This window comes from Aureimonas sp. Leaf324, from assembly GCF_001423245.1.
Classification (GTDB): domain Bacteria; phylum Pseudomonadota; class Alphaproteobacteria; order Rhizobiales; family Rhizobiaceae; genus Aureimonas.
Genome location: NZ_LMOH01000001.1, coordinates 484,599 through 509,766, shown reverse-complemented (window position 1 = coordinate 509,766; position 25,168 = coordinate 484,599). Strand labels below are relative to the sequence as shown.

General features: G+C 66.5%; 27 protein-coding genes and 1 pseudogene. 18 read left to right on the top strand and 10 right to left on the bottom strand.

Features of this window, described 5'->3' with window-relative positions; genetic code table 11:
• The first annotated feature begins 25 nt into the window (after positions 1-25).
• From ASF65_RS02445 to ASF65_RS02435, 3 genes are all read left to right on the top strand, one after another.
• On the top strand, positions 26-1,018 hold the full coding sequence (locus tag ASF65_RS02445) for a branched-chain amino acid ABC transporter permease (protein ID WP_055884564.1): 993 nt from the start codon (positions 26-28) through the stop codon (positions 1,016-1,018).
• The gene (locus ASF65_RS02440) at positions 1,018-2,298 is read left to right on the top strand and encodes a branched-chain amino acid ABC transporter permease (protein WP_055884560.1); all 1,281 of its coding nucleotides are present in this window, start codon (positions 1,018-1,020) and stop codon (positions 2,296-2,298) included. The genes ASF65_RS02445 and ASF65_RS02440 overlap by 1 nt, the downstream gene beginning before the upstream one ends.
• A gap of 67 nt (positions 2,299-2,365) precedes the next feature.
• Entirely contained in the window at positions 2,366-2,707 is a 342-nt protein-coding gene (locus ASF65_RS02435) for a DUF3140 domain-containing protein (protein ID WP_055884557.1), read from the top strand.
• Positions 2,708-2,775: 68 nt separating this feature from the next.
• Here the strand turns inward: ASF65_RS02435 and ASF65_RS02430 are convergent, their stop codons facing one another.
• Positions 2,776-3,987 carry an ABC transporter substrate-binding protein gene (locus tag ASF65_RS02430; RefSeq protein ID WP_055884556.1) on the bottom strand — a complete coding sequence of 404 codons (1,212 nt, stop codon included), beginning with the start codon at positions 3,985-3,987 and terminating at the stop codon, positions 2,776-2,778.
• 227 nt (positions 3,988-4,214) lie between these two features.
• Between ASF65_RS02430 and ASF65_RS02425 the strand changes: the two genes are divergently transcribed.
• From ASF65_RS02425 to purB, 3 genes are all read left to right on the top strand, one after another.
• Positions 4,215-5,216, top strand: a complete 1,002-nt coding sequence (locus ASF65_RS02425) for an ABC transporter substrate-binding protein (RefSeq protein ID WP_162239441.1) — start codon at positions 4,215-4,217, stop codon at positions 5,214-5,216.
• 4 nt (positions 5,217-5,220) lie between these two features.
• On the top strand, positions 5,221-6,234 hold the full coding sequence (locus ASF65_RS02420) for a P1 family peptidase (protein ID WP_055884550.1): 1,014 nt from the start codon (positions 5,221-5,223) through the stop codon (positions 6,232-6,234).
• An 84-nt stretch (positions 6,235-6,318) separates the two neighbouring features.
• Positions 6,319-7,626 carry an adenylosuccinate lyase gene (gene purB, locus ASF65_RS02415; RefSeq protein WP_055884547.1) on the top strand — a complete coding sequence of 436 codons (1,308 nt, stop codon included), beginning with the start codon at positions 6,319-6,321 and terminating at the stop codon, positions 7,624-7,626.
• 6 nt (positions 7,627-7,632) lie between these two features.
• On the opposite strand, the gene ASF65_RS02410 is transcribed toward purB, so the two are convergent.
• Positions 7,633-8,466, bottom strand: a complete 834-nt coding sequence (locus tag ASF65_RS02410) for an endonuclease/exonuclease/phosphatase family protein (RefSeq protein ID WP_156369124.1) — start codon at positions 8,464-8,466, stop codon at positions 7,633-7,635.
• Between the two features lie 170 nt (positions 8,467-8,636).
• Here ASF65_RS02410 and cls point away from each other — a divergent pair, with 170 nt between their 5' ends.
• A complete protein-coding gene (cls, locus tag ASF65_RS02405; protein WP_055884542.1) occupies positions 8,637-10,082 on the top strand; it encodes a cardiolipin synthase in 1,446 nt (481 codons plus the stop codon).
• Positions 10,083-10,127: 45 nt separating this feature from the next.
• On the top strand, positions 10,128-10,661 hold the full coding sequence (locus tag ASF65_RS02400) for an alpha/beta hydrolase (RefSeq protein ID WP_055884540.1): 534 nt from the start codon (positions 10,128-10,130) through the stop codon (positions 10,659-10,661).
• A gap of 4 nt (positions 10,662-10,665) precedes the next feature.
• Here the strand turns inward: ASF65_RS02400 and ASF65_RS02395 are convergent, their stop codons facing one another.
• Positions 10,666-11,427, bottom strand: a complete 762-nt coding sequence (locus ASF65_RS02395; protein WP_055884538.1) for an aldolase/citrate lyase family protein — start codon at positions 11,425-11,427, stop codon at positions 10,666-10,668.
• Positions 11,427-11,744, bottom strand: a complete 318-nt coding sequence (locus tag ASF65_RS02390; RefSeq protein ID WP_055884535.1) for a DUF1476 domain-containing protein — start codon at positions 11,742-11,744, stop codon at positions 11,427-11,429. Before ASF65_RS02390 ends, ASF65_RS02395 begins: the two co-directional genes overlap by 1 nt.
• Before the next feature lie 211 nt (positions 11,745-11,955).
• On the opposite strand from ASF65_RS02390, the gene purC reads away from it, so the two are divergent.
• From purC to ASF65_RS02345, 9 genes and pseudogenes are all read left to right on the top strand, one after another.
• A complete protein-coding gene (gene purC, locus ASF65_RS02385) occupies positions 11,956-12,720 on the top strand; it encodes a phosphoribosylaminoimidazolesuccinocarboxamide synthase (RefSeq protein WP_055884531.1) in 765 nt (254 codons plus the stop codon).
• Between the two features lie 67 nt (positions 12,721-12,787).
• Positions 12,788-13,030, top strand: a complete 243-nt coding sequence (purS, locus tag ASF65_RS02380; RefSeq protein ID WP_055884529.1) for a phosphoribosylformylglycinamidine synthase subunit PurS — start codon at positions 12,788-12,790, stop codon at positions 13,028-13,030.
• Between the two features lie 11 nt (positions 13,031-13,041).
• The gene (gene purQ, locus ASF65_RS02375; RefSeq protein WP_055884526.1) at positions 13,042-13,725 is read left to right on the top strand and encodes a phosphoribosylformylglycinamidine synthase subunit PurQ; all 684 of its coding nucleotides are present in this window, start codon (positions 13,042-13,044) and stop codon (positions 13,723-13,725) included.
• Positions 13,722-14,135 carry a hypothetical protein gene (locus tag ASF65_RS02370; protein WP_055884522.1) on the top strand — a complete coding sequence of 138 codons (414 nt, stop codon included), beginning with the start codon at positions 13,722-13,724 and terminating at the stop codon, positions 14,133-14,135. The genes purQ and ASF65_RS02370 overlap by 4 nt, the downstream gene beginning before the upstream one ends.
• On the top strand, positions 14,128-14,532 hold the full coding sequence (locus ASF65_RS02365) for a hypothetical protein (protein WP_055884519.1): 405 nt from the start codon (positions 14,128-14,130) through the stop codon (positions 14,530-14,532). Before ASF65_RS02370 ends, ASF65_RS02365 begins: the two co-directional genes overlap by 8 nt.
• A 69-nt stretch (positions 14,533-14,601) precedes the next feature.
• Positions 14,602-16,818, top strand: coding sequence for a phosphoribosylformylglycinamidine synthase subunit PurL (purL, locus tag ASF65_RS02360; RefSeq protein ID WP_055884516.1), 2,217 nt, complete (start codon positions 14,602-14,604; stop codon positions 16,816-16,818).
• 99 nt (positions 16,819-16,917) lie between these two features.
• The gene (locus ASF65_RS02355) at positions 16,918-17,151 is read left to right on the top strand and encodes a BolA family transcriptional regulator (RefSeq protein WP_055884514.1); all 234 of its coding nucleotides are present in this window, start codon (positions 16,918-16,920) and stop codon (positions 17,149-17,151) included.
• Between the two features lie 105 nt (positions 17,152-17,256).
• The gene (gene grxD / locus ASF65_RS02350) at positions 17,257-17,601 is read left to right on the top strand and encodes a Grx4 family monothiol glutaredoxin (protein ID WP_055884511.1); all 345 of its coding nucleotides are present in this window, start codon (positions 17,257-17,259) and stop codon (positions 17,599-17,601) included.
• A gap of 123 nt (positions 17,602-17,724) precedes the next feature.
• Positions 17,725-19,017 (top strand): annotated as a pseudogene (locus ASF65_RS02345) (multidrug effflux MFS transporter); the annotation flags it as partial.
• Positions 19,018-19,033: 16 nt separating this feature from the next.
• Here the strand turns inward: ASF65_RS02345 and ASF65_RS02340 are convergent.
• The 6 genes from ASF65_RS02340 to ASF65_RS02320 form a co-directional block, all read right to left on the bottom strand.
• Positions 19,034-19,861 (bottom strand): inositol monophosphatase family protein, encoded by an 828-nt coding sequence (locus tag ASF65_RS02340; RefSeq protein ID WP_055884504.1) that lies wholly within the window; start codon positions 19,859-19,861, stop codon positions 19,034-19,036.
• Entirely contained in the window at positions 19,858-20,739 is an 882-nt protein-coding gene (gene ttcA / locus ASF65_RS02335) for a tRNA 2-thiocytidine(32) synthetase TtcA (RefSeq protein ID WP_055884501.1), read from the bottom strand. Before ttcA ends, ASF65_RS02340 begins: the two co-directional genes overlap by 4 nt.
• A gap of 101 nt (positions 20,740-20,840) precedes the next feature.
• Positions 20,841-21,458, bottom strand: a complete 618-nt coding sequence (rpsD, locus tag ASF65_RS02330) for a 30S ribosomal protein S4 (protein WP_055884500.1) — start codon at positions 21,456-21,458, stop codon at positions 20,841-20,843.
• A 209-nt stretch (positions 21,459-21,667) separates the two neighbouring features.
• Entirely contained in the window at positions 21,668-21,826 is a 159-nt protein-coding gene (locus ASF65_RS20675) for a YqaE/Pmp3 family membrane protein (RefSeq protein WP_082505117.1), read from the bottom strand.
• Between the two features lie 167 nt (positions 21,827-21,993).
• Positions 21,994-22,776 (bottom strand): glutamate racemase, encoded by a 783-nt coding sequence (gene murI / locus ASF65_RS02325; RefSeq protein ID WP_055884497.1) that lies wholly within the window; start codon positions 22,774-22,776, stop codon positions 21,994-21,996.
• A complete protein-coding gene (locus tag ASF65_RS02320) occupies positions 22,773-23,546 on the bottom strand; it encodes an RNA methyltransferase (protein WP_055884494.1) in 774 nt (257 codons plus the stop codon). The genes murI and ASF65_RS02320 overlap by 4 nt, the downstream gene beginning before the upstream one ends.
• A gap of 195 nt (positions 23,547-23,741) precedes the next feature.
• Here ASF65_RS02320 and ASF65_RS02315 point away from each other — a divergent pair, with 195 nt between their 5' ends.
• Positions 23,742-24,959: an NADP-dependent isocitrate dehydrogenase gene (locus ASF65_RS02315; protein WP_055884492.1), complete on the top strand. Its 1,218-nt coding sequence runs from the start codon at positions 23,742-23,744 to the stop codon at positions 24,957-24,959.
• Positions 24,960-25,168 lie beyond the last annotated feature (209 nt).

Sequence of the window (25,168 nt, the reverse complement as noted above, 5' to 3'; positions counted from 1 at the left end):
TGATCGAACCCTTCGAGACAAACCCTTGGACGAGCTAGTCTTCTTCATCAATCGCGGCGTCATGGGCGGGCTCATCATCGGCTCGATCTACGCGCTCGGCGCCGTCGGCGTGACGCTGATCTTCGGCATCCTGCGCTTTGCTCATTTCGCGCATGGCGACATGATGACGGCGGCCGCGTTCTTCGCTTTCGTGCTGGCAAGCCTGTGTGCTGCGTCCGGCATCTCGCTGCCGATCCCGCTGGCACTGGCGCTCCTGCCGGTGGTCATGTTGCTCACCTCGGTCTTTGCGATCGGGCTCGACAAGGCCTTCTACAAGCCGCTTCGCGACCGTGGCGCGCGTCCCGTCGTGATGGTCATGGCCTCCATCGGCGTGACGCTGATGCTCCAGGGCCTCATCCGCCTCTTCGCGGGCACAGGCTCGCGCGACATGTTCCTCGAGGCCCCGAAGCAGATCTTCCGCATCCCGACCGGCGGCCGTCCGATCGTCATCACCGAGCCGCAGCTGGCGCTGATCATCCTGACCGTCGTGTCGGTGGTGGCGCTGCACCTGTTCCTGACGCGCTCGCGCCTCGGCAAGGCGATGCGAGCGGTCTCGGACAACCCGGACCTTGCCCGCGTCACCGGCATCCCGCTCGACACGGTGGTCAAGGCGACCTGGGTTATCGGCGGCTCGCTCGCGGCGATCGCCGGCACGATGCTGGCCATGGACGTGCAGCTGAAGCCCGACCTCGCCTACAACATCCTGCTGCCGATCTTCGCGGCGACGATCGTCGGCGGCATCGGGCAGCCCTACGGCGCGATCGCCGGCGGATACCTCATCGGCTTTGCCGAAACGCTCTCGGTCTTCAACCTGTCGGTGCTGCTGCGCCCCTTCCAGGGACTGCTTCCGGCCGGCGTCGAGATCCCCGCCAATCTCGCCTTCGTGCCGACGGAATACCGCCTGGTGGTGCCGTTCTTCATCCTCATCGTCGTGCTGATCTACCGGCCGACGGGCATCTTCAAGGGCCGGGTGTTCTGATGCGCGCCAAGACCGCCCCCTCGAACCGCACCCGCGAACTCGCCCTGATCCTGGCTCTCGCGGGGCTCGTCGCCGCGATCTTCTGGCTCCAGGGCTCGGCCTACGCCACGCGCATGCTGGTCGAGGCCGCCGCCTACGCGATCATCGCGATCGGCCTGAACATTCAATGGGGTTATGCCGGTCTCTTCAACGTCGGCATCATGGGCTTCATCGTGGCCGGCGCGTTCGCCTCGGTGCTGATGACCTTCCCGGTCAACGAAGCCTTCTGGGCCTCGAGCGGGGCGCCGATGCTGGGCGAGGCGCTGCTTTGGCTCGTCGGGTCGGTCGTCGTCGTCGGGCTGATCGCGCAGGCCCGTCGCCTCGGTTTGCCGCAAGGGCTCGTCACCGCGCTGACCGTGATCGCCAGCGCCGTCGCCTTCATGCTGGTGACAGCGAAGTTCGATCCGGCGACGACCGCGATCGAGGCCGAGGCCGGTTTCATCGGCGGCTTCGGCCTGCCGGTCGGCGTCGGCTGGCTGGCGGCCGGTGTCGTCGCCGGCGCCATCGCCTTCGTGATCGGCAAGATCTGTCTCGGTCTTCGCGCCGACTATCTCGCCATCGCGACGCTCGGCATCGCTCAGATCATCAAGACGTTTCTGCGCAACGCCGACTGGCTTACGCGCGGCACGCTGACGGTCTCGCCTCTACCCTGGCCGGTGCCTACTCCTGCCGAGGTCGGCTTCCTCTGGGGCCGGAGCCTCTATCTCGCGGTCACCGCCGTCATCCTGCTCCTCGTCTACCTTCTGATGGAGCGGGCTTATCGCGCCCCTTGGGGCCGCATGATGCGCGCCATCCGCGACAACGAGGCGGCGGCGGCTTCGATGGGCAAGAACGTCGACGGCCGGCGGCTGGAAATCTTCGTGCTCGGCGCCATGCTGATGGGGCTCGGCGGCGCGATCCTCGTCCACTTCACGTCGATCTTCGACCCTTCGGGCTTCGTCGACCTCAACCACACCTTCCTGATCTGGGTGATGGTGATCCTCGGCGGCGCGGGCAACAATCGGGGTGCGATCTTCGGCGCGGTTTTCGTCTATATCGTGTGGACCATGTCGGAGCCGGCGGCGCTCACCGTGTTCTCGCTGGCGCGCGACTGGGGGCAGAGCCTGTTCGGCTGGGTCGCCCCGCCGGACCTCGATTCCCGCGCGCTGCAGATGCGGGTCTTTGTGATCGGCCTCACCATCACGCTGGTCCTGCGCTTCGCGCCCCACGGCGTCCTGCCGGAGCGACGCCGCACGAGCTGAACGGTTTTTGCAGGAACCGTCCACAGAGAGAAGTCGTTGGGCCCGCAACCACAGCGGGAGCGCACGCATGAACGACGACAAGCGGGCCGAGGTCTATGCCGAGTTCAAGGACCTCGTGAACATGACGCCGAAGCAGATCGAGACGTGGCTCGGCACCGACGAATCCAAGGAGGTGGGCGCGAAGTCCGGCGGCAAGGGCGAGTCGGTCGGCCACAAGTCGGGCCGCGAGATCATCGAGATCAAAGGCATGGAGAAGTCCGATCTCACCGACGCCGAGTACGAGCACATGCAGAAGGTGGTGGGCTACATCAAGCGCCATATGAAGCAGAAGCCGAAGGGCGAGATCAAGGACACGCCCTGGCGCTATTCGCTGATGAACTGGGGCCACGACCCCATGAAGACGCACTGACTCGAACAGAAAAGGCCCCGGAACCGAAGCTCCGGGGCCTTCGCATATCTGCGTTCTGGGCGCGGACCTTACATGGCGGGGTCGACGACCACGATCTTGCCGTCCTTGACCGTCACCTCGTCATAGGAGCCCGGCACGTCGCCCTTGGGGTCGAACTCGAGCGCGCCGGAAGCGCCTTCGTAGTTGATGTCGGTACCCGCCTCGATCAGCTGCTTCGCCTTCGCCCACTCGCCCGGCAGGATTACCTCGCCCGGCGCGGAAGCGACCTCGCGGAGAGCCTTGCTGAGACCCTCGCGCGAACCGCCGGTCTTCTCGAGCGCCAGGAGAAGCGCGAATGACGCGTCGTAGGAGGTCGAGGTGTAGGTGGCGGCCGGGTCGATGTTGGCGGCCTTGGCGGCGGTCGCGAACTGTTCGGCACCGAGCGCGGCCGTGCCGCCCGGACGCGTCAGGATCAGCTTCTCGTCGCCGCCAGTCACGTTGGTCAGGTTGCCACCGACCATGCCGTCGCCGCCGATGAAGGTCGAGAAGTCGCCGGTTTCGCGGGCCTGCGAGACGATGCGACCACCCGAGCCGTCGACATAGGCGAGCACCACCAGCGCGTCGGCGCCGGACGAAGCGAGCGAACCGATCTCGGCGCGGTAGTCGGCCTTGCCGTCCTCGTGCGCCTGCGAGACCGTCACCTTGCCGCCATTCGCCTCGAACGCCTTCTGGAAGGCCTGCGCGAAGCCGGTGCCGTAGTCGTTGTTCACGTAGGTCACGGCGACGTTGTCGATGCCGTTCTTCTTCACGACGCGCGCCAGCACCTCACCCTGATAGGCGTCGGACGGCGCGGTACGGAACACGAGGTCGTTGTCATTGAGGTCGGTCACGGCCGGCGAGGTCGAAGCCGGCGAGACCATCACGACGCCGCCCGGAATGGCGGCGGAATTCGCCGCGGCGATCGTGGCGCCGGAGCACATCGCGCCGACGATGCCGGCGACCTTCTCCGAGTTGACCTGACGGTCGGCGGCATCCGACGCCCGCGCCGCGTCGACGCAGCCGTCGTCGCCGATCACCATTTCGACCTTCGCACCGTTCTTGCCGATGCCGCCGGCCTCGTTGACCTGCGCCACCGCGAGCTTGGCCGCGTTGGCGATAGGCGGCATCAGGCTCTCGATGGGGCCGGTGATGCCTCCGATGAGGCCGACCTTGATCGCGGCATCCTGCGCCGACGCGGCGGAAACGCCGAGCGCGAGAAGAGAAGCCGTCAGGCCCAGAATGGCTTTGCGTCCGCCGATCATGCTTGAACTCCCAAAAAACGTTGAGGACCGCGAGCCTGAAGGTCGGGTCCGTTCTCCCGCGCGCGCCGGTTGTCGCGGCCCGCGGCGACTTAAGCGGCGCTCGTGCGAAGGGTCAAGCGAAGCCACCTCGCAACCCGGTCTCGAAGGCGCTAGAACGAGCCATGTCCCTGCGCGTATCGCCCCTTCCCCTGACGCTTTCTCTTGCGATGCTGGCGACGGCGCCTGTCTTGGCGCAGACGACTGACGCCATCGTGATTGGCGTCGCCGCGCCGCTCAGCGGCCCGAGCGCCATCCTCGGACAGCAGATGGTCGCGGGCGCGGAACGGGCCGCCGCGGACGGCGGGGCGAGCGTCATGCCGGTCGATACCGGGTGCACGGCGGATGGCGGCCGCGAGGCGGCCGACGCGCTGATCGCCGCCCGCGTTTCGGCGGCGGTCGGGTTCCTCTGTACGGTGGCGCTGGAGGCCGCGCTGCCGAAGCTCACCGCCGCCTCGATCCCCGTACTCGACACCGGCGTGCGCGCGGCGCGTATCCAGCGCCAGCGCGAGAAGGACGGAGCCTTGATCTGGCGGCTCGCACCGGCGGCCGATGCCGAGGCAAAGGCGCTCGCCGGTTTCGTTCGAGATCGCTGGTCGGATGCAGCCTTCGGGATCGTCGAGGACGGCTCACCCCAGTCGCGAGACCTTGCCGACAAGGTGCGGCTGGCACTCGAAGCCAACGGCCTGCGGGCTGCCCTCACGGACACCTATCGGCCGGCGGAGGAGAAGCAGTTCCCGCTTGCCCGGCGGCTGCAGCAGAGCGGCGTGACGAGGGTCCTGTTCCTCGGTGCGCGCAGCGACACGGCCGTGATCCTGCGGGACGCCGCGGAGATCGGGCTGACGCTCGAGGCGGCCGGCGGCGAATCTCTGATCGACTCCGAGGGAGCCGTCGCGCTGCCTGCGGGCGTCACGGTCATCGTTAGTGGTCTCGACGTGGACTGGACGCCCTCGGAGACCCCACCGGAGGACGAGGGCTACGCTCGGATCACCCGTGCCGGCGCCGAGATCGCCCTTCAGGCGGCGGCTCGGGCGCGGTCGGAAAACCGAAGCATCGTTGATCTCTTGAACGGCGAAACCTTCGTCACCTCGACCGGCCTCGTGCGCTTCGAAGGGGATGGCTCGGCCGAGGTCACGCCGTTCCGAGCGTATCGCTGGGACGGCCGACGCTTCGTCCCGGAAGCTGAGGGCTGAGGCCTTGCCGTCCTATTGGCGAACGGGCCCCCGCAATCTGCTGACGGATGTCGGCGGCGTGCGCGTCGGCAATGCGCACGACGATCGGCTGAAAAGCGGCAGCACCGCCGTCCTCTTCGATGCGCCCTGCGTTGCGGCCGTCGAAATCCTCGGCGGTGCGCCGGGCACGCGGGAGACCGATCTCCTCTCGCCCGACAAGCTCGTTCCCGGCGTCGACGCGCTGGTCCTGTCGGGCGGGTCGGCCTTCGGGCTGGATGCGGCGTCCGGCGTCCAGGCCTATCTCCGCTCCATCGGCCGCGGGTTCGAAGCCGCGGGGCACCGCGTCCCGATCGTGCCGGCCGCCATCCTGTTCGATCTGGCCAACGGCGGCGACAAGGACTGGGGGCTGCATTCGCCCTATCGCGAGCTCGGGTTCCGGGCGGCGACAGAGGCCAGCGCGACGTTCGAGTTGGGGAGCGCGGGCGCGGGAGCCGGCGCGACGACCGCTGTCACCAAGGGCGGCCTTGGATCCGCCTCGTTCGTCCTTTCGTCGGGCGCAACCGTGGCGGCCCTCGTCGCAGTCAACGCCCTCGGCTCGCCCCTCGTCGGACCCACCCGGCATTTCCATGCCGCGCCGTTCGAGATCGGCGACGAGTTCGGAGGGCTCGGACTGCCCGCTCCCCTGCCAGCCTTCTCCCATGCTCCGGTCACCAAACTTTCGCCGCGGCCGGGCACGGCCACGACAATCGCCGTGATCGCCTCGGACGCGATTCTCGACAAGGGCGCGGCCCGCCGCCTGGCGGTCGCCGCCCACGATGGGTTCGCAAGGGCCATCTGGCCGGCGCATACCGACTTCGACGGCGATCTGGTGTTTGCGGCCGCGACCGGCACCAGCGGCTGGAGGCCCGAAGCGGCCGAGCGGATCGAGCTCGCGGCGGCGGCGACCAGCGCGATGGCGCGGGCCATCGCGCGGGGCGTTCATGCCGCACGGCCCGCAGCCGGCGATCTCAAGCCGTCCTGGTCCGAGCTGGCGCCGTAGCGCGCCGGCTTCGATTGAGGCGCGGCGGCTCGTCTGTTACAGCGCGGCCGAGCCCCGTTCGCCGTCCGCCAGAAAGGCCTGCCGATGATCCCCCGCTATTCCCGCCCCGAGATGGTCTCCGTCTGGTCGCAGGAGACCAAGTTCCGGATCTGGTTCGAGATCGAGGCCCATGCCTGCGACGCGCTGGCCGAAATCGGCGTGATCCCGAAGGAAGCGGCGAAGATGATCTGGGAGAAGGGCGGCGCGGCGCAGTTCGACGTCGACAAGATCGACGAGATCGAGCGTGTCACCAAGCACGACGTGATCGCCTTTCTCACGCATCTCGCTGAGTTCGTCGGACCCGATTCCCGCTTCATCCATCAGGGCATGACGTCGTCGGACGTGCTGGACACGTGCTTCAACGTCCAGCTCGTGCGCGCGACCGACATCCTCCTCGCCGACATGGACGCGCTTCTGGAAGCGCTCAAGCGCCGCGCTTTCGAGCACAAGGACACGGTCACCATCGGCCGCAGCCATGGCATCCATGCCGAACCGACGACCTTCGGCGTCAAGCTCGCTCTCGCCTATGCCGAGTTCGACCGCTGCCGCGACCGTCTGCGCGCGGCGCGCGAAGAGGTCGCGACCTGCGCCATCTCGGGCGCCGTCGGCACCTTCGCCAATATCGACCCGCGCGTCGAGGAGCATGTCGCCAGAGCTCTCGGCCTCAAGCCGGAACCCGTCTCGACGCAGGTGATCCCGCGCGATCGCCATGCGATGTATTTCGCGACGCTCGGTGTCGTCGCCTCGTCGATCGAGCGTCTGGCGACGGAAATCCGGCATCTGCAGCGCACCGAAGTCCTGGAAGCGGAGGAGTATTTCTCGCCGGGCCAGAAGGGCTCGTCGGCCATGCCCCACAAGCGCAACCCCGTACTGACCGAGAACCTGACCGGCCTCGCCCGCATGGTTCGCTCCTTCGCGATGCCGGCGATGGAGAATGTCGCGCTCTGGCATGAGCGGGACATTTCGCACTCCTCGGTCGAGCGCTACATCGGCCCGGACGCCACGGTGACGCTCGACTTCGCACTGGCCCGTCTCACCGGCGTCATCGACAAGCTGCTCGTCTACCCCGAGCGGATGGATCGCAACCTCAACCAGTTCAAGGGTCTGGTCCACTCGCAGCGCGTCCTGCTCGCGCTGACGCAGGCTGGCGTGAGCCGCGAGGACGCCTACCGCCTCGTCCAGCGCAACGCCATGAAGGTCTGGGAGCACGGCGCCGACTTCCTCACCGAACTCCTGAGCGACGCCGAGGTGACTGCGGCCCTTTCGGAGGCCAACATCCGCGAGAAGTTCGACATCGGCTATCACACCAAGCACGTCGACACGATTTTCCAGCGCGTCTTCGAAAAGGCCTGACGGACGTCAGGCCGCCTCGGCGTCGGCGGCGACGAGGACGGGCGTCTCCAGCGGACGCGTCCCGCCCTCGCCCGCCCCTTCGATGTCGAGCTGGATCATCTGGTGGTCGGAATAGGGCTGGTCGAGGATCGCGATCCGGCAGCGATCCTGAAGGTCCTTCGACAAGAGGCAGATGTCGAGCGCAGCGCGATAGGGTCCCAGCCGGAAGGTCGGACCCGAATGCGCGTTCGCGTGCACCATCCGTCCATCGGCGAGAAGCGGATGCAGTTCGCCGACGCCGCGGAACAGGTTGAAGTCGCCGATGACGACGGTCGGCCCCTCGCGCTCGCGCACCCACCGAGAGAGTTCAGTCATCTGCAGGCAGCGCACGTGATAGCGTAGCGACAGGTGGGCCATCAGGATGCGGATACCTGAAATCTCGATGTCGTAGACGAGCCGCTTCTTGCCCGACGACAGGTAGCGAGCGGTGTAGCTCAAAGGCCGCGACGCGAGAAAGGCGTTCGACTTGCCCCGCGAGACCGACAAGCGGCGGAAATTTCGGCCTGCGCCGTACTTGTTGTCGATGCGCACGGTCGTGTGGTGCGCCTCCGCCAAGGCCCCGACCTGATCGAAGAAGCCGTTGTTCAACGACCCTTTGTCGATCTCGGCGAAGCACGAAAGATCGGGCTTGAGCTCGCGCAGGCGCTCGCGCACCAGCCCAAGGCTGCGCAGCTGCACGCTGCGGGTCGTGAAGACGTGATGGTGGGCACGGCGGACATGGTGCTTCAGAGAACCGTCGATGTCGCGGCTGTAACCCAGGTTGGCGTAGACGATCCGCAACATGCCCTCACCGCTTCGCATCGCCCGCGTCCCGCCAGCGGCCGTGGCTCTCAACGTGGGAGGGTTCGGCTCGTTCCGCCGATGATCTTTCCACCAGCGTCTCGCCCGGTGCGCGGCGTCGCCCATATCGCCCCGTAGGCACTGAAGTGCAAGACGCAGCGGACGGCACGACGATCGAGGTCGGAACACGTATGATCGAATTCGTCGACGGCACGATCCTGCCCGTGGCGCTCACCTTCATGAGCTGGGCGATCCTGATCGGCGCGGTGATCTACATCCCGTTCCGCCGCAGCCCGGTCGCGGCGCAGGCGTGGCTGCTCCTGTTCTTCTTTCTGCCGTGGGCCGCGCTGGCCGTCTATCTCGCGGTCGGCAACGCGCGGCATCCGAAGTGGCGGCAGGACCGACTGAAGAACGTCCCCGACATCATCCGCCGCGCCATCGCCCACATGACGCTGGAAGGGACCGGCGGCATGCGAACGCTGCGGCCGCAACACCGGATGACGGCCCATCTCGTCCACCGGATCGGTCGCTTCCCGTGTCTGGCCGACAACCGCATCGTTCTCGACGCCGACTACAACCGGGTGGTCGACCGGATCGCGGCCGATATAGACGCCGCGCGCCACCATGCGCACGTCATGGTCTACATCCTGCAGAACGACCAGGCCGGCAACAAGGTCCTGAGCGCCCTGCAGCGCGCCGCCAAGCGCGGCGTCAAATGCCGCCTCCTCATCGACGCCGTCGGCTCGTCGCGCGACCGGAAGGCGATCGCGAAACGCCTGAAGAACACGGGCGTCGAGTTGCGGCTGATTCTGCCGCTGCGCTTCTGGAACCAGGCGACACGCATGGACCTGCGCAACCATCGGAAGATCGTCGTCGTGGACGGCAAGGTGGGGTGGGTCGGCTCCCAGAACATGCACCGCATCGAATACGAGCCGAAGACCTTCTACCGCGAGCTGATGGCGCGCGTCGAAGGGCCGGTGGTGCTGGAGCTCCAGGCGATCTTCATCGGTGATTGGTACCTCGAGACCGCGGAGGATATCGGCTCGCACGAACTGATGCCCGCGCCGCATCCCCCTTCCGCCGAGCGGACCGCGACCGCACAGGTTCTCCCTTCGGGGCCGGACTACCCCGAGGCCGGCGTCGACATCCTGTTCACCGATCTCATCTACAGCGCCCGGCAACGCGTGGTGCTGGCGACGCCCTACTTCATTCCGAACGAGCCGCTGCTACTGGCGATGAGGACGGCTGTGGCGAAAGGCGTTCGGGTGACGCTCTTCGTCACCTCGACGACGAACAGCTTCCTGATCGACCACGCCCAGCAGTCCTATTACGACGAGCTTCTGGAAGCCGGCGTCGAGGTGATGCTCTATCGCGAGCGCTTCCTGCACGCCAAGCACCTGTCGATCGACGACGACATCGCGATCATCGGTTCGGCGAACATGGACCGGCGTTCGTTCGAGCTGAATTCCGAGGTGACGCTGATCACCTATAGCGAGGACACTGTGCGCGATCTGCGCGCCATCGAGGACGACTATCGGACGAAGAGCCGGAAGCTCAACCTTGAGGAATGGAACCGGCGCGGCTTCTTCGTCCAACTCGGCGAGAACGTCACACGCCTGATCAGCCCGCTCCTCTGACCCCATCGCCTTGACAACCCGCGGGCCTCTTCGCATCTGCGGGCGATGCGAGTTTCCGATGTCGACATTCTCATCATTCCCGGCCTCAACGGTGCGTCCGAGCAGCACTGGCAGTCCCGCTGGGAAGCCAAGCTCTCCACAGCACGGAGGGTCACGGCGCCCGCCGACGGAGATGCGGCCATCTGGTCGCAGGATGTCTCAACGGCGATCGCCGAAGCGACGCGGCCGCTTATGCTCGTCGCGCATGGGCTGGGCGTGGCGGCGGTCGTGAATGCCGTGCCGAAGCTCCCGCAGACCGTGGTGGGCGCCTTCTTCGTCGCCCCGCTCGATCTCGGCGAGGGAGCGCACGGTTTCCCCGCCTACTCGCGGGACCCGCTGCCGTTTCCCTCGGTCGTGGTCGCGAGCCGCGGCGAACCGGACCACAGCTTCGAGGCGGTCGAGGACGTCGCCGCGGCCTGGGGCTCGCTGTTCGTCGACGCCGGCGAGTCCGGTCGTCTCGACGAAGAAAGCGGGCACGGTCCCTGGCCCGAGGGTCTCCTGACCTTCGGAAAGTTCTTGGCCCGCCTTCCCACCCCTTGAGAGGTCAGCCGCGGAATTCGGCGGTGAGCCGTGCGCATCCTGCCTTCAGGATCGCGACGTCGGATGAGATGCCGATCATCTGGCAGCCCATGCCGGCATAGCGACGCGCGTCGTCCGTATCGAGCGCGTAGATCGCGACGGCCTTTCCGGCTGCGCGCGCGCGCCGGGCGACGTCGGCGATCGCTTCGTCGGTCGCTCGGCCCTTCGGGTCGAGTACGCCGTTGCCGATGGCGATCGACAGGTCGGACGGCCCGAGGAACACGCCGCCGAGTTCGGGAACACCGAGAATGGCGTCGAGGTCAGCGAGCGCACCCGCGGTCTCGATCATCGCGAACGACATCACGGCCCCATCCGCCGCGGCGAAGTAGTCGCGTGGCGCAAGGCCGAAAAGATCGGCCGCGCGCGTCGGACCGAACGACCGGGTGCCGCCCGGCATGTAACGCAGGGCCTTTGCGAAACGCCGGGCTTCGTCGACATTGTCTACCATCGGCAGGATCACCGCCGATGCGCCGAGGTCGGCGATGCGTCCCGCCAGCGCGAGGTCGCCCGGCGCGACGCGGACGATGGCAGGCTTCCCGAGCAGAGCCGCCCGTGCGCACCCCTCGCGCAGATCGGCGATCCCCTGAAGCCCGTGCTGTCCGTCGAGGATGAGCGCGTCGAAGCTTTTGAGCAGGATCTCGTGGACCACGGGATCGGCGAGGCTGGACCATCCGCAGAGCGCCGGCTCGGAACGACCGAGCAGGGCACGAAGGCTATCGAGGCTCATCAGGACGCCGCGATCTGCTTCGCGGCTTCCTCCAGGCATTCGGTGCGATGACGCTCGATCTGGTGGTCGGATTGTTGCACGCCCGCCGCGTCGAAGTCGGTCCGGATCCGGGCGAGAACGTCCTGCGATCCGCCGGCGCCGAGATCGAGGTTGACCAGTCCTGTCGCGTAGGTCTCGGCTTCGGCTCCGGTCTTGCCGAGCTTTCCCGCGGCCCAGAGCGCGAGAAGCTTGGTGGCCCTCGCCTCGATCCTGAACTTGCGCTCCTCGTCGTGAGCGTAGAGCAGCTCGTTGTCCTGGCCACGATCGTTGAGCGTCATTCCAATGTCCTTTCGTCAGCTATGCAGCGGTCGGAAGTGAATGCTAGCGGCCTGCTCGGCCTTGTCCAGCGACGCACGCGCGCGCCCTGCCGCGGCCGCATGTCTGGTTTGCGATTGTTTAGGCGGGGCGTTTGGTCTATTCACCCGCGGGAGACATATGGTTTTAGCGGGTCGCCGTTCGACTCGCCCCTTACGCGATCAGGCATCATCCATGACACGTCGCCGCCGTATCTACGAAGGCAAGGGCAAGATTCTCTATGAAGGCCCGGAACCTGGCACCCTGGTTCAGTTCTTCAAGGACGATGCGACCGCCTTCAACAAGAAGAAGCACGAGGTCGTCGACGGCAAGGGCGTCCTGAACAACCGCATCTCCGAATACATCTTCAGCCATCTGAACCGGATCGGCATTCCGACGCACTTCATCCGGCGACTCAACATGCGTGAGCAGCTGATCAAGGAAGTCGAGATCATCCCGCTCGAGGTCGTGGTGCGCAACGTGGCGGCGGGTTCGCTCGCCAAGCGCCTCGGCATCGAGGAGGGCACCGTGCTGCCCCGTTCGATCATCGAGTTCTACTACAAGGCCGACCAGCTCGACGACCCGATGGTCTCCGAAGAGCACATCACGGCCTTCGGCTGGGCGACCCCGCAGGAAATCGACGACATCATGGCGCTGGCCATCCGCGTCAACGACTTCCTGTCCGGCCTCTTCCTCGGCGTCGGCATCCAGCTCGTGGACTTCAAGATCGAGACCGGCCGCCTGTTCGAGGGCGACATGATGCGCATCATCGTCGCAGACGAGATCTCGCCCGACTCGTGCCGTCTGTGGGACGTCCAGACCCAGGACAAGCTCGACAAGGACCGGTTCCGTCGCGACATGGGCGGCCTCGTCGAGGCCTATCAAGAAGTCGCGCGGCGTCTCGGCATCATGAACGAAAACGAGCCGCCCCGCCCTTCCGGGCCGGTGTTGGTCAAGTAGCACGGCGTCCCGTGTTGCAGCCGGCTCCGGCTCTCCGATTGGTTCATTCGCAAGGCAGGCAGACAACGTGATCAAGGCGCGCATCGTCGTCACCCTCAAGAACGGCGTCCTGGATCCCCAGGGCAAGGCGATCGAGGGGGCTCTTGGCACGCTCGGCTTCGACGGCGTGTCCGGCGTTCGTCAGGGTAAGGTCTTCGATGTCGAGGTCGACGGCGTGGATCGCGCGAAGGCGGAAGCGGATCTCAAGGCCATGTGCGAGAAGCTTCTCGCCAACACGGTGATCGAGAACTACGCGATCGAAATCGCCTGAGGGATCAGTCCATGAAGTCCGCCGTCGTCCTTCTGCCGGGTCTCAACCGCGATCGCGACATGATCGCGGCGCTGACGAAGATCTCCGGTCAGGCGCCCGTCACCGTCTGGCAGACCGAGACCGCGATTCCCGACGTCGACCTGATCGTCGTCCCCGGCGGGTTCTCGTTCGGCGACTACCTGCGCTGCGGGGCCATCGCAGCCCGCTCGCCGGTGATGCGCGCGGTGGCCGAAAAGGCGTCGGCAGGCGTGCCGGTGCTCGGCGTCTGCAACGGGTTCCAGATCCTCTGCGAGGCAGGGCTGCTTCCGGGTGCGCTGATGCGCAACACGACGCTGAAGTTCGTCTGCCGCGAGGTGAAGCTGAAAGTGACGAACGCCCGCACGCGCTTCACCGAGGGCTATGCGCAGGATCAGGTGATCCGGTGCCCGGTCGCCCATCACGACGGCAACTACTTCGCCGACGCCTCGACGCTGGAGCGCATCGAGGGCGAAGGTCAAGTGGTGTTCCGTTATGCGGACGGCACCAACCCGAACGGCGCCATCAACGACATCGCCGGAATCGTCAACGATCGCGGCAACGTGCTCGGCATGATGCCCCACCCGGAAAACCTGATCGAGCCCGAGCATGGGGGCAGCGACGGCCGTCCGCTGTTCGAGGGTGCGCTGGGCCTCGTCGGACGGGGCCTCGCGGCTTGAACGCCGCACGACTCTCCACGCTGGGCTTCGCGCTCGCAGCCCTTCTCGTTGCGGGCGGTTGCGCGTCCCGCGCTCCGGCGCCGGAAAAGCCGGCCCCGCGTCGGGCCGATACCGGTCTCGACCGGATGGAGCGGCTGACGCTCACCGCCAATCGCTGCTGGTTCAAGTCCAAGGATCCCGCCTTCGCGAGCTACAGCATCGCGCCAGAACTGTCGTCTTTCTCTGGGCGTCCGCGTTTTCTCCTGGTGCCTCGCGGCCGCCTCGAGGCGCGTCCGCTGCTCGTTGTGGAAGGCGCGGCGGGATCGACCGATGTCGCGACCTACGGGCCTCTCCTCGACACCGCGCTGCGCGCACGGCTGGAAGGCGATCTCGCCCGCTGGCGCGCCGGCTCGACCGCCTGCGATGCCTGAAGCGCCTACGATCCTGCGAATTGCGGGCTTCGGCCTGCTCGTCCTGGCGTCGACCGTTCTCGGCGGTTGTCGCACCGACGCGGCGCCGTTGACCGCCGTTGGAGCGCCCGCTCCGAACGCTGCGGAAATTCGCTACATCCGCGATACGGGGTCGGCGATCTACCGGCGCCAGCCGTTCGAGCGGACACGGGGTTTTGTCGCCGGCGTTGCCGCGTCCGGCTATGCCGTCTGCCTGCGCGCGCCGATGCGGGACGGTCGCCTCGACCATACGCTGCTGATCCTGCAGCGCCGGATCGAAGGCGCGGTCAGTCAGGTCGAGGATGACGCGACGATCCTGCGCGCCAGTGCCGACGTCGGCCCTTGCCGCAACCGGTCGGATTGGGTACCGGCCAGATAAGACGCAGCTTTCCCGCCCGATCGGCGGCGAAGGCCTTTCGCCATTCCTGAAGACGGTTTCGGAGTCTCCATGGCCGACATCCAGATCACCCCGGAGCTCATCGCCAGCCACGGCCTCAAGCCGGACGAGTATCAGCGGATCCTCGACCTGATCGGCCGCGAGCCGACGATCACCGAGCTCGGCATCTTCTCGGCGATGTGGAACGAGCACTGCTCGTACAAGTCGTCGAAGCGCTGGCTGCGCACGCTGCCGACGAGGGGCGCGCGGGTCATTCAGGGACCGGGCGAGAACGCCGGCGTCGTCGATATCGGCGACGGCGACTGCGTGGTCTTCAAGATGGAGAGCCACAACCACCCGTCCTACATCGAACCCTACCAGGGCGCGGCGACGGGCGTCGGCGGCATCCTGCGCGACGTCTTCACCATGGGCGCGCGCCCGATCGCGGCCATGAACGCGCTTCGCTTCGGCGCGCCGGATCACCCGAAGACGCGGCACCTCGTGTCGGGCGTCGTCGCGGGCGTCGGCGGCTACGGCAACTCCTTCGGCGTGCCGACGGTCGGCGGCGAGGTGAACTTCCACCCGCGCTACAACGGCAACTGCCTCGTCAACGCGTTCGCCGCGGGCCTCGCGAAGTCGAACGCGATCTTCCTGTCCAAGGCGGAAGGCGTTGGCCTGCCGGTCGTCTATCTCGGCGCCAAGACCGGCCGCGACGGCGTCGGCGGCGCGACGATGGCCTCGGCGGAGTTCGACGACACGATCGAGGAGAAGCGCCCGACCGTGCAGGTCGGCGACCCGTTCACCGAGAAATGCCTGCTGGAAGCCTGCCTCGAACTCATGCAGACCGGCGCCGTCATCGCGATTCAGGACATGGGCGCGGCAGGCCTCACCTGCTCGGCGGTCGAGATGGGTGCGAAGGGCGACCTCGGCATCGAACTCGACCTCAACAAGGTGCCGGTGCGCGAGGCGCGCATGACGCCTTACGAGATGATGCTCTCGGAAAGCCAGGAGCGAATGCTCATGGTCCTGCGTCCCGAGAAGCACGAGGAGGCAAAGGCCATCTTCGTGAAATGGGGGCTCGACTTCGCGGTCGTCGGCAAGACGACGGACGATCTGCGCTTCCGCATCCTCTTCGACGGCAAGGAGGTCGCCAACCTGCCGATCAAGGAACTGGGTGACGAGGCCCCGGAATACGACCGCCCGTGGGTCGAGCCGAAGCCAGCCGCGCCGGTCTCGGCATCCGACGTGGCCGAGCCGAAGGACTATGGCGCCGCGCTTCTCCAGATCATGGGTTCGCCCGACATCGCCTCGCGGCGCTGGGTCTTCGAGCAGTACGACACGCTGATTCAGGGCAACTCGATGCAGCGGCCCGGCGGCGATGCCGGCGTCGTGCGCGTCGACGGCCACCCGACGAAGGCGCTCGCTTTCTCGTCCGACGTGACGCCGCGTTACTGCGAGGCCGATCCCTACCAGGGCGGCGCCCAGGCCGTTGCCGAGTGCTGGCGCAACCTCACGGCCGTTGGCGCCGAGCCCCTGGCCGCGACCGACAACCTGAATTTCGGCAATCCCGAGAAGCCCGAGATCATGGGCCAGCTCGTGAAGGCGATCCAGGGCATCGGCGCGGCCTGCGAGGCGCTCGGCTTCCCCATCGTGTCGGGCAACGTGTCGCTCTACAACGAGACGCTGGGCCAGGCGATCCTGCCGACGCCCACCATCGGCGGCGTCGGCCTGATCAACGACCGCACCAAGACGGCGACGATCGGCGGCTGGAAGGACGGCGACGTCCTCTTCCTCGTCGGACAGGATGGGACGCATCTCGGCGCGTCCATCTTCCTGCGCGAGATAGCCGGTCGCGAGGATGGCGGCGCGCCGGTGGTCGATCTCGAGGCCGAGCGTCGTCACGGTGATGCGGTCCGCAGCCTCATTCGCTCAGGCCGTGTCAGCGCCTGCCACGATCTCTCCGACGGCGGCCTTGCCGTTGCTCTCGCCGAAATGGCCATCGCGTCGAACATCGGCGCCAGGGTGTCCGCCGGCGAGGGCGCGCGTCATGCGCTGCTCTTCGGCGAGGATCAGGCGCGATATGTCGTCGCCGTAGCGGCTGAAGCGGCGGAGGCTGTCGCGTCGGAGCTGGGCTCCCTGCCCCATCGACGCCTCGGAACCGTCGGGGGCGTGGCGCTGGAGGTAGATGGCGCGCTGGCGGTCGCGGTCGCCGACCTCACGGTGGCGCACGAGAGCTGGTTCCCCAACTTCATGTCGGGCACCCTCACCGCGGAAGCCGCCGCGGCCTGACGCGAGCGGCCGGGTTCGATTGCTCGGACCCGGCAATGGCCCTATCCTCGGCATTGCGGCGACGCCTCCCTATCGTCGTCGCCGGCAGGAGATTACCGCATGCCCATGAACGCTCACGACATCGAAGCGATGATCAAGGACGCCATTCCGGACGCGACGGTCACGATCCGCGACCTTGCGGGCGACGGGGACCATTACGCCGCCGAAGTCGTCGCGGAATCGTTTCGCGGCAAGTCGCGCGTTCAGCAGCATCAGATGGTCTACAAGGCGCTGCAGGGGAACATGGGCGGCGTCCTGCATGCCCTCGCCCTACAGACGAGCGCTCCGAAGTAGGCATCCGATCCACGCGACCTTTAAAGCGCGACCCGGACATCGTATGTGAGCCGAGACGCACCATTGCCCGCCGGGTCGGCGGGCGCGACAAGACGGGATTTGGCCATGGCCGGCATCATCGAGTGGATCGACAACGAGGTGAAGACAAACGACGTGGTCGTCTTCATGAAGGGCACGCCGGACTTTCCGCAGTGCGGCTTCTCCGGTCAGGTCGTCCAGATCCTCAACTACCTCGGCGTGCCCTACAAGGGCGTCAACGTCCTGAGCTCGGACGAGCTTCGCAGCGGCATCAAGGAATACGGCGGCTGGCCGACGATTCCGCAGGTCTACGTGAAGGGCGAGTTCGTCGGGGGCTGCGACATCCTCCGCGAGATGTTCCAGGCGGGTGAGCTGCAGGATTTCATGGGCGATAAGGGAATCGCCTTGAACGCCCCGGCAACGGCGTCCTGACCGCCATTCGCCGACTCAGACAGGCCCGCTCATCCGAGCGGGCCTTTTTCGTTTGCGGACCAGCCGCAGCGTTCGTCAGGCGACCTTGCTTTTTGTACCGCCCGGCTTAGAACGAACGCGACCAACGAAAGACCGGACCTCATGTCGAGCGCGCCCAAGACCGTGCGCGGGATTCCCTATTGGGAGCTCGTGACCCTGATCGCCTGCATCATGGCGCTGAACGCCGCGGCCATCGACATCTTCATCCCGGCGCTCACCAACATCACGCAGACGCTGGAACTGGCCAACCCGAACCACGCCCAGTTCGTCATCACTGCCTACGTGATGGGTTTCGGCATCTCGCAGATCTTCTACGGTACGCTATCGGACCGCTTCGGCCGGCGGCCGGTGCTGCTGTTCGGCCTCTGCGTCTATGTCTTGGCGTCGGTCGCAGCCGTCTTCTCGACGAGCTTCGCCATGCTCCTGACGCTTCGTGCGATCCAGGGGATCGGTGCGGCCGCCACGCGCGTCATCGCGGTATCGGTCGTGCGCGACTGCTTCGGCGGCGCGCGCATGGCAAGCGTCATGTCGCTCGTCATGATGATCTTCATGGCGATCCCGGTGATCGCGCCGAATCTCGGCCAGCTCGTGCTCTTCGTGGGCGACTGGCACGAGATCTTCATCGCGGTCGCGGCCTTCGGCGCGTTCGTGACGCTGTGGACCTACTTCCGCCTGCCCGAGACGCAGCATCCTGAAGACCGGCTGCCGCTGACGATCGCACGTGTCGGGCAGGCGTTCCGGGTCGTCGTGACCAATCGCACGGCCTTCGCCTACACGCTCTCTACCGCTCTGACCTTCGGCGTCCTCTTCGCCTTCATCAACCAGGCGGAGCAGATCTACGTCTCGATCTACGGCATGGGCCCCGAGTTCACGCTCTACTTCTCGGCCGGCGCGATCTTCATGGCGTTCGCGTCGTTCTGGAACTCGCGTCTGGTCGAGCGCTTCGGGATGCGGCACCTGTCGCATGGCGCGATGTGCGTTTTCCTCGGGCTGAACGTCCTGCACCTCGTCATCGCGCTTTTGAACGGCGGCGTGCCGCCCTTCTCGGTCTACCTACCGATGACGATCCTCTCGCTCTGCATGTTCGGCTTCATCGGCACGAACTTCAACGCGCTGGCCATGGACCCACTCGGCCACGTGGCCGGCACGGCTTCGTCGGTGCTGGGCTTCATGCAGACCTTCGGCGGTGGCGTCCTCGGCGGGATCGTCGGCTTCATGTACGACGGGACGCTGATCCCGCTCCTCGTCGGCTACGTCGTCCTGTCGCTCGGCGCTTTCGGCTGCACGCTCGTCGCCGAGAACGGCAAGCTCTTCAACGAGCGGCCGAGCCCGCGCGACGGCGGGCCCCGCGTCGTGGAACCCGCGGCGGCCGAGTAGGCCGCCGCCAAACGGTTCAGGCGGTGATCTCGGGGCCGACGAGCTCGCGCACGGCCTTCCAGGTCGCCGCGTCCGGGGCGGTCAGAAGGCCGCCCTCGACGTCGGTCGGCAGGTAGGGCGAACCGTCGAGCTTGCGCACGTAGCCGCCGGCTTCCTCGATCAGCAGCGACCCGGCGAGGTGATCCCAGGGCATGAGCTTCAGATAGAACTGGAAGTGGACGTGGCCGGACGCCGCGAGGCGGTACTCATGGGCGGCTGTGCGATAGTTCGCGAAAACCCGGATCTCGGCCATCCGCTGAAGGAGCTGACGGCGCTCCTCCCTCGGCAGAAAGCTCGACGACGCGACACCGAACAGCTCCTCGACCGGAGCAGGTGCTGCGACCTGCAGGCGCTGACGCTCGCCGTTCGGACGCACCAGGAATGATCCGGCCCCGCGCTCGGCGATCATGAAGTCGTCGCCGAGCGGATCGTAGATGATGCCGCCGATCGTCTGTCCTTTCGAGACGACTGCGGCCATCACGCCGAACAGCGGCACGCCCATCGCGAAATTGGCCGTGCCGTCGATCGGATCGACGATGATCGAGAGGTCGGCCTCGGCGATCTTGGCCAGAAGGGCCGGATCGGCCGCGACGCTTTCCTCACCCACGAAGAGCGCGTCGGGGAAGGCGCTGCCGCAGGCCGCCTTGATGAAGCGCTCGGCGCTCTCGTCCGCCTCTGTCACAAGATCGATTGCGGACGTCTTCTCGCGAATGTCGCCTTCATCCAAGCGCCGGAAGCGCGGCATGACCTCGGCCTTGGCGGCGTCGCGCAGGATGGTGGCAAGCGTGTCGATATCGAAGGTCACGGGGTTTCGTCCAATCGGGGCTGGAGGCTGGCGAAGTCGAAGAGCGCGGGGTCGAGGAGATGGCTCGGACGCACGTTAGCGAGCGCCCGTCCGATCGTCTCGCGACGGCCCGGAAAGCGCGTTTCCATGTCCGACAGGAACGCCTTCATGGCGTTGCGCTGAAGACCGTCCTGACTGCCGCAGAGGTCGCAGGGGATGATGGGAAAGCGCATGGCGGCGGCGAAGCGCGCAAGATCATCCTCCGCCGAGCGGATCAGCGGACGCAGGACGAGAAGGTCACCCTCGTCGTTCAGGAGCTTCGGCGGCATGGCCGACAGCTTGCCGCCGTGGAACATGTTGAGGAAGAAGGTCTCGAGGCTGTCGTCGCGATGGTGCCCGAGCACCAGCGCCTCGCAGCCCTCCTCCCGCGCGATGCGGTAGAGATTGCCTCGGCGGAGGCGAGAGCAGAGCGAACAGTAGGTCGCGCCCGTCGGCACCTTCTCCTTCACGATGGAGTAGGTGTCGCGATACTCGATCCGATGGGCGATGCCGTTCGCCGTCAGCCAGTCGGGCAGGACGTGCTTCGGGAAATTCGGCTGGCCTTGGTCGAGATTGCAGGCGAGAAGCTCGACCGGCAGGAGCCCGCGCCATTTCAGGTCGAGCAGCAGAGCGAGCAGCGAGTAGGAGTCCTTGCCGCCGGAAATCGCAACCAGCCAGCGTGCGCCGGGCCGCGCCATGGCGTGGGTCCCGATCGTCTCCCGCATCTCGCGCAGGAGACGCTTGCGGAGCTTCTTGAAGGATACCGAATCGGGCGCATCGCGAAACATCGGATGCGCGCCGCCGGTGTCGGCTTCGTCGGCCGTCTCGTTGATCGGCTGGTTCGGAACGTCGTCCAGCATCGGGCCAGGTCCTCGCTTCGGGCCTCGATTAACAAGGACGGCCCCACAACAAAAGGCCGCCCGGAGGCGGCCTTCGCATTCGATAGCTCTCGGCGAACCGATCAGCGCGAGTAGAACTCGACGACCAGGTTCGGCTCCATGACGACCGGGTACGGCACGTCGCCGAGGCCCGGAATGCGCTGGAAGGTCGCGACCATCTTGGAGTGATCCGCCTCGATGTAGTCCGGCACGTCGCGCTCGGCGAGCTGGGTCGCCTCGATGAGGACGGTCAGCTGCTTCGACTTCTGGCGAACCTCGATCACGTCGCCGGCCTTGCAGCGGTACGAACCGATGTTGGTGCGCACGCCGTTGACGTTGACATGGCCGTGGTTGACGAACTGGCGGGCGGCCCAGATCGTCGGCACGAACTTCGCGCGGTAGACGATCGCGTCGAGACGCGACTCAAGCAGACCGACCAGGTTCTCCGAGGTGTCGCCACGACGACGGGCGGCTTCCTCGTAGGTCTTGCGGAACTGCTTCTCGGAGATGTCGCCGTAGTAGCCCTTGAGCTTCTGCTTCGCACGCAGCTGCGTGCCGAAGTCGGACATCTTGCCCTTGCGGCGCTGGCCGTGCTGGCCCGGGCCGTACTGGCGGCGGTTCACCGGGGACTTCGGACGGCCCCAGATGTTCTCGCCCATGCGGCGATCGATTTTGTACTTGGACGACTCGCGCTTTGACATCGCATTTCCCAAAGGATGAGGCGCACGCGGACCATCCGCTGCGCGAGGAAACGCGCCCTCCTTTGTCTCACCTTTGGAGCGAGACCGACAGGGCTGCCGAACGAAGCGCACGGCGGCCCACGGGACACGTAAAATGAAACCGGCGGACCCTTCGATCCGCCGATAGGCTGTCCCTATTGGCCAAAGCCCGAGAAGTCAAGCCGCGGCGGTCACTTGCGGGCGATCACCCAGATCGCGTGGACGATGCCGGGGATGTAGCCGAGGAGCGTCAGGATGATGTTGATCCAGAAGTGCTTGCCGAGCCCGACCTCCATGAACACGCCGAGCGGCGGCAGCAGGATGGCGAAGATGATCTTGATCAGGTCCATGGATCGATCCGTTGGTTTGATACCGCCTGACGAACGATGACGCGCTGCAGCCGTTCCTTTGCCGGGGCCCGGCCCCGCGCTCTTTCGATCACAATCCCGAGCACGTCCCAGCGGCTTGCCAGGCCGACCGCCATGCTGTCGGCCTGCCCAGGGAACACCTCCCGATCTCAGGCAGCAAGCCCGAAGCCGCGGATCAGCGAGCGCGTCGCGGCATCCGGCGAGCCCTTGGTGAAGATCGCTCGGTCCGGTCCCGACGGAATGTCGCCCGACGGCGCCGACAGCAGCGACAGGGCCCGCCGGGCGATGGCCTCGGCCGGATCGAGCCAGTCGACGGGCCATGGCGCCGTTTTGCGCATGCGATTGGCGAGAAACGGATAGTGCGTGCACGCCAGCACCACAATGTCGGTGCGCCGACCGTCGCGCTCGACGAAGCACGGCGCGATCTCGGCCGCCACGGCTTCTTCCTCGACGAAGCCATGGCGCATGTAATGTTCGGCCAGCTCGGCGAGCCGGACGCTGCCCACGAGGTTGACCTCGCATCTCGAAGCCCACTGCGTGATGAGATCGCGCGTGTACTGTCGCTTGACGGTGCCGGGCGTCGCGAGGACCGAGACGAGGCCGGAGCGCGTCCGCTCGGCCGCCGGCTTGACGGCGGGAACGGTGCCGACGAACTGCATGTGCGGGAACGTGGTCCGGAGGTCCCCCAGCACGAGCGTCGACGCCGTGTTGCACGGGATCATGCAGAGCGCGGGGTCGTGCTCGGCGAGAAGATCGCCGAACAGGCCGACGATCCGCGTCCGCAACGCCTCCTCTTCCCAGTCGCCGTACGGAAACGCAGCATCGTCGGCGACGTAGACGAAGCGCCGCTCGGGCATGAGGACGCGCGCTTCGCGCAGCACCGTCAACCCACCGATGCCGGAATCGAAGAGGAGAACGGGCTTGTCGCTCACGGCTCGCCTTTTTCAATTCGGTATTCGAACGCGCGCAGCACGCCGCGCAGCATTCGCACCTCGGCATCCGAGAAACCGGCACGCGTCAGCATGATCCGCAGATTGTGGACCATCGATTCCCGCTTCTCCGGCGGGAAGAAGAAGTTCGTCGTGTCGAGCGCGCTCTCCAGATGGTCGAAGAGACGGTAGAGGTCTTCCTTGGCGGCCGGCGCGATCTCGGGCGCCTGGAAGCGCGGCGCAGCACCCTCGCCAAGGCCCGACTTCATCCACTCGTAACTCATCAGAAGCACCGCCTGCGCGATGTTCAATGAGGCAAAGGCGGGGTTCACCGGGAAAGTCACGATCTCGTCGGCGAGATCGACCTCTTCGTTCGAGAGGCCGAAGCGCTCGCGCCCGAAGAGGATGCCCGCGCCCTGCCCGGCCGTGAAACGGGCGCGCAGCTCAGCGCCGGCCTCCTCCGGCCCGCGCACGGGCTTGATCGAGTAGCGCGGGCGGGCGGTGGTGGCGAGGAGGTAGGTGAGGTCGGCCGCCGCCGCCTCGACGGTATCGAACAGCTGGACCGCATCGATCACGTGGTCCGCACGCGAGGCGCTCGCCCTCGCCTTCTCGTTCGGCCAGCCGTCGCGCGGGTTGACGAGGCGCAGGTCGTCGAGGCCGAAATTGGCCATCGCACGCGCCACCATGCCGATGTTCTCGCCGAGCTGGGGTTCGACGAGAATGATCGCCGGTCCGCCGGTCCGGTTCTCGTCGCTTCTGTTGGTGCCGGCCAAGTGCGCCCGTCCTCGATGATCCGTGTTGGCCGGCACGATTATCCGAAGGAAGCGGGCGGCGCAAAGCCCGGCGCGGCTTTGCGCGGCAGGGGGGCGATGCTATAGGCCCGAGCATCGTGCCGGGGGCGCACATGCCCCCATCATTCGAAAGCGCTCGTCCCGTTCGGCCGAGCGCGTCGCAAGGGGAAGACAGCGATGGCGAAGATCAAGGTCGACAATCCGGTCGTGGAGCTCGACGGCGACGAGATGACCCGGATCATCTGGCAGTCCATCAAGGACAAGCTGATCCACCCCTACCTCGACATCGATCTCGAGTACTACGACCTCTCGGTCGAGAACCGCGATGCGACCGGCGACCAAGTGACGATCGACTCCGCCCACGCGATCAAGAAGCACGGCGTCGGCGTGAAGTGCGCCACGATCACCCCCGACGAGCAGCGCGTCGAGGAGTTCAAGCTGAAGAAGATGTGGAAGTCGCCGAACGGCACGATCCGCAACATCCTCGGCGGCGTGATCTTCCGCGAGCCGATCATCATGAAGAACGTGCCGCGCCTCGTGCCGGGCTGGACGCAGCCGATCATCGTCGGCCGCCACGCCTTCGGAGACCAGTACCGCGCGACCGACTTCAAGTTCCCCGGCAAGGGCACGCTGTCGATCAAGTTCGTCGGCGAGGACGGCCAGACGATCGAGCACGAGGTCTATCAGGCCCCGTCCGCCGGCGTCGCGATGGCGATGTACAACCTCGACGATTCGATCCGCGAGTTCGCCCGCGCCTCGTTCAACTACGGCCTGCTGCGCGGCTACCCCGTGTACCTGTCGACCAAGAACACGATCCTGAAGGCCTATGACGGCCGCTTCAAGGACATCTTCCAGGAGGTCTTCGACGCCGAGTTCAAGGCCGAGTTCGACAGCCGCAAGCTGACCTACGAGCACCGTCTGATCGACGACATGGTCGCCTCGGCGCTGAAGTGGTCGGGCGGCTACGTCTGGGCCTGCAAGAACTACGACGGCGACGTGCAGTCCGACATCGTGGCGCAGGGCTTCGGCTCGCTCGGCCTGATGACGTCGGTTCTGATGACGCCCGACGGCAAGACGGTCGAGGCGGAGGCCGCGCACGGCACGGTGACGCGTCACTACCGCCAGCACCAGAAGGGTCAAGAGACCTCGACCAACTCGATCGCGTCGATCTTCGCCTGGACGCGCGGCCTCGCGCATCGCGCCAAGCTCGACGACAATGCCGAACTGAAGCGCTTCGCCGACACGCTGGAGAAGGTCTGCATCGACACGGTCGAGGCCGGCCACATGACCAAGGACCTCGCGCTCCTGATCGGTCCGGACCAGCCGTGGCTCTCGACCACCGGCTTCCTCGACAAGATCGACGAGAACCTGCGCAAGGCGATGGCGACCGCTTAAGCGGCCGCACCGATACGAGATGGGAGCCGGCGCGTCTCACGCGCCGGCTTTTTCGTGCGCCGAGCAGTAGGGCCGAGCTTTGCGACGTTTCCTAGTTCGGTCGGATTGAACGGTTTCCGGACCCGCTTGATAAAGTCTCCCCGACGCCGGCATCCTCTTTGCGAGCCGAAAACCGAGGAACCGATCCAAAAAGCAAAAAACTTTCCGCG